The organism is Pseudomonas sp. CM25, from assembly GCF_013179705.1.
Lineage (GTDB): Bacteria > Pseudomonadota > Gammaproteobacteria > Pseudomonadales > Pseudomonadaceae > Aquipseudomonas.
The window spans coordinates 1-2,751 of sequence record NZ_JABMCW010000518.1; the positions used below are offsets into that span (position 1 = coordinate 1).

Below are 2,751 nucleotides of genomic sequence, written 5' to 3' on the forward strand. Positions count from 1 at the left end.
CCCTTGCTCGATGGCCCGTTCCAGGTCCACGTGGGTCGCCGCCAGCACCCGCACATCCACCGGAATCGGCTGGCTGCCGCCCACCCGTTCGATGTGCTTCTCCTGGAGAAAACGCAGCAGGTTGGCCTGCAGCTCCAGCGGCAGGTCACCGATTTCGTCGAGAAACAGCGTGCCACCATGCGCCGCTTCGATACGCCCGGACTTGCGCTGGTGAGCGCCGGTGAACGCGCCCTTCTCATGGCCAAACAGTTCGGACTGGATCAGGTGCTCGGGAATCGCTCCGCAGTTGATAGCGATGAACGGCTGCTCGCTGCGTTGCGACTGGCGGTGCAGGGTGCGTGCCACCAGTTCTTTGCCGGTGCCGCTTTCACCGCGGATCAGCACCGGCGATTCGGTGGGCGCCAGTTTGCCCAGTAATTTGCGCAGCTCGCGGATCGGCCGGCTTTCACCGAGCAGTTCGTGGGTGGCTTCGTCGACCTTGACCGCCCCTTTGCCGCGCAGGCGCGCCATGCCGAACGCCCGGCCAAGGGTAACCTGCACGCGAGAGACGTCGAATGGCAAGGTATGGAAGTCGAAGAACCACTCGCAGACAAAATCGCCGAACGCCGGCATGCGCAATTGCTCGGCACTGAGCACCGCGATCCATTCGGTGTTGCTGCGCTTGATCATGTCCTTGACCGCGTCCGGGTGCCTCAGGTGCGCTGCCTGCAAACGCAACAGGCCCACATCGCAAGGATGATCCAGTGCGGCCCCGAGCACGCAACTGTCCACATCCCACCCAGCGTTGCGCAGGCCTGGCAGCAAGCGGTGGCAGTCGTCGCAGGGGTCGACGATGAGCAAACGGCGTTGAGCGGCGGGCTGCTGCATGATCGATCCTTGGCGCCATTTTTTGGTTTTTTGAAGTAAAACAGCAAGTTGTGGCGCCCAATTAACAGTAGCAACGAAGTTGACGCTGCCCAGTACCGTCTGTCTGCCGAATCATTTTTTTACAAACCCATACGGGAATTTTCGCACTTTATCGACATCACATGGCGGCGCAGGCAAGAACGGATTCCATCCTGACAAATTTTTTTACAACCAATGTGTGACTTGCCCCCGGACAACGAGCATCAGTACACATAACCCCGCGCTGCAACTCGCGAATCAAAGAGGCGACTTTGAAGCAACGCGGACTTACTTCGATGTTTGGGACCATAGAGAGACCGAACCATGAATGCCCCGCTCCGTGTCAACGAAGCACTGCTGATTGCCGACCATGCCTTCGAACCTTTCCAGTGCGTAGCCTGGGATGCACCCAACGGTACTGGTGAGTTGAGCCTGGCAGTGATCGACCGGACCAGCACTCGCATCGGCAGCAAGCAAGTGTCGTCGCGCATCTATTCCGACCCTGCCCAGTGGGCCAGCCTGATCGAGGAAGTGCGCGCCGAACTGTGCGAGAAAGGCTACAACCTGCAGCCCTGGTCGATGCCGAAATAATATCGCCCGCCCGGCCAAGTGCGTGCACCGCCACGCACTTGTGCAACTTCCCCACTGGCTGTTCTGGCAACTTTCCTTATTGCGACATGATGTCGCGCACATTTTTCAATTCACGACCTTGAACTGATGCAAGTGCTGGTATTCGGCCTGCAACTGCTCAGCCAGACGCTGTGCGCGCCCAACGCGAACCGGCGCCAACTCCATATCTACCAGCAAGGTGTCGCATGGCATCGGCTGCACGCCGTTGCAGTGCTGCAGGCGACCGTCGGTGAATATCAGGCAACGCACCACTTCTTCGGGGTGGGCTCGCCGCCGCGCCTGCAGCCAGTGGCGGGCCTGCTCCAACGCGTTCATCAGCGGTGTCCCGCCACCGGCGCCCAAGGCTTGAAGCCAGGGCTGCAGCGCAGCCGAGGCTTTCAGGCCGTGGCGCTGCCACTGCGGCGCATGACCGCTGGCGGTCAGCAAGGCAAGACGGGCGCGCTGGCGGTAGGCCTGGTCGAACAGTGCTGCCAGCAGCCCTTTGGTCTGTGCCAGCGCCTGGTGCCGGCGGGTGGAGGCCGAGGCGTCTACAATCACCAGCCACAACTCTGCGGGCCTGGCCTGGCGTTGTTGCCAGCACACGTCCTGGCGCAGCCGTGGCCGGCCCTTGAGCAAGGTCGCCAGCCAGGCTACCCGGCCAGCTGCAGCATTGCGCGCGCGGCCACGGCTCGCGCCGTACTGCTTGCCTGCGTCCGCTTTGGCATCCGCCCCTGTGGCAGGTGGCTGGGGGATGCTCAGGGCTTTTTTGCCCAGTTCGGCACCTCGCGACGGGCACCGCTGGCCACCGGCTGCGGCGGCAAGGCGCCCCAGTCGCCCTGCCCGCCCGGGTCACCTGAGTGGGTGGTACCCTGCTGGTCAGGTTGCGGCGGCGCCGACTGTGGGCTGGTCTGTGGCGCTGCGCGGCGGCGATGGCGCAGGGCGAACTCGGCCACGGCGTCGACATCCGCTTGGTCGATGGCCGCGGCACCGCGCCAGGCGCAGTGCGCCCGTGCTGCGCGCAGCCAGACCAGGTCGGCGCGCAGGCCATCGACGCCAGCGGCGTAGCAACGTTCGGTGATCCAGGCCAGCGCCTGATCATCCAGGGCGATACCGGCCAAGGCCTGGCGTGCCGCGTGGCAGCGCTCGCGCAGTTGTGCCTGGGCTGCGGCCCATTGCCCGCAGAAGGCCTGCGGATCACTGTCAAAAGCCAACCGACGACGAATGATCTGTTGCCGCGCCTCGGGCTCGGGTAAGCCC

General features: G+C 63.8%; 3 protein-coding genes and 1 pseudogene. 1 reads left to right on the plus strand and 3 read right to left on the minus strand.

Annotated features, from left to right (window positions below):
- On the minus strand, positions 1-867 hold an 867-nt coding region (locus HP546_RS28775; RefSeq protein ID WP_172232832.1), incomplete at its 3' end, for a sigma-54 factor interaction domain-containing protein.
- A gap of 342 nt (positions 868-1,209) precedes the next feature.
- Between HP546_RS28775 and HP546_RS28780 the strand changes: the two genes are divergently transcribed.
- Complete coding sequence (locus HP546_RS28780) at positions 1,210-1,476, plus strand: hypothetical protein (protein ID WP_172232835.1); 267 nt, start codon at positions 1,210-1,212, stop codon at positions 1,474-1,476.
- A 105-nt stretch (positions 1,477-1,581) separates the two neighbouring features.
- On the opposite strand, the gene HP546_RS28785 is transcribed toward HP546_RS28780, so the two are convergent.
- Both HP546_RS28785 and HP546_RS28790 read right to left on the minus strand, forming a co-directional pair.
- Positions 1,582-2,139 (minus strand): VWA domain-containing protein, encoded by a 558-nt coding sequence (locus HP546_RS28785; protein WP_256678562.1) that lies wholly within the window; start codon positions 2,137-2,139, stop codon positions 1,582-1,584.
- A 110-nt stretch (positions 2,140-2,249) separates the two neighbouring features.
- A pseudogene (locus tag HP546_RS28790) lies at positions 2,250-2,751 on the minus strand (magnesium chelatase); the annotation flags it as partial.

Bases quoted from the DNA above. Each gene is read 5' to 3' on its own strand.
- HP546_RS28780 (WP_172232835.1), top strand. From the start codon at position 1,210: ATGAATGCCCCGCTCCGTGTCAACGAAGCACTGCTGATTGCCGACCAT.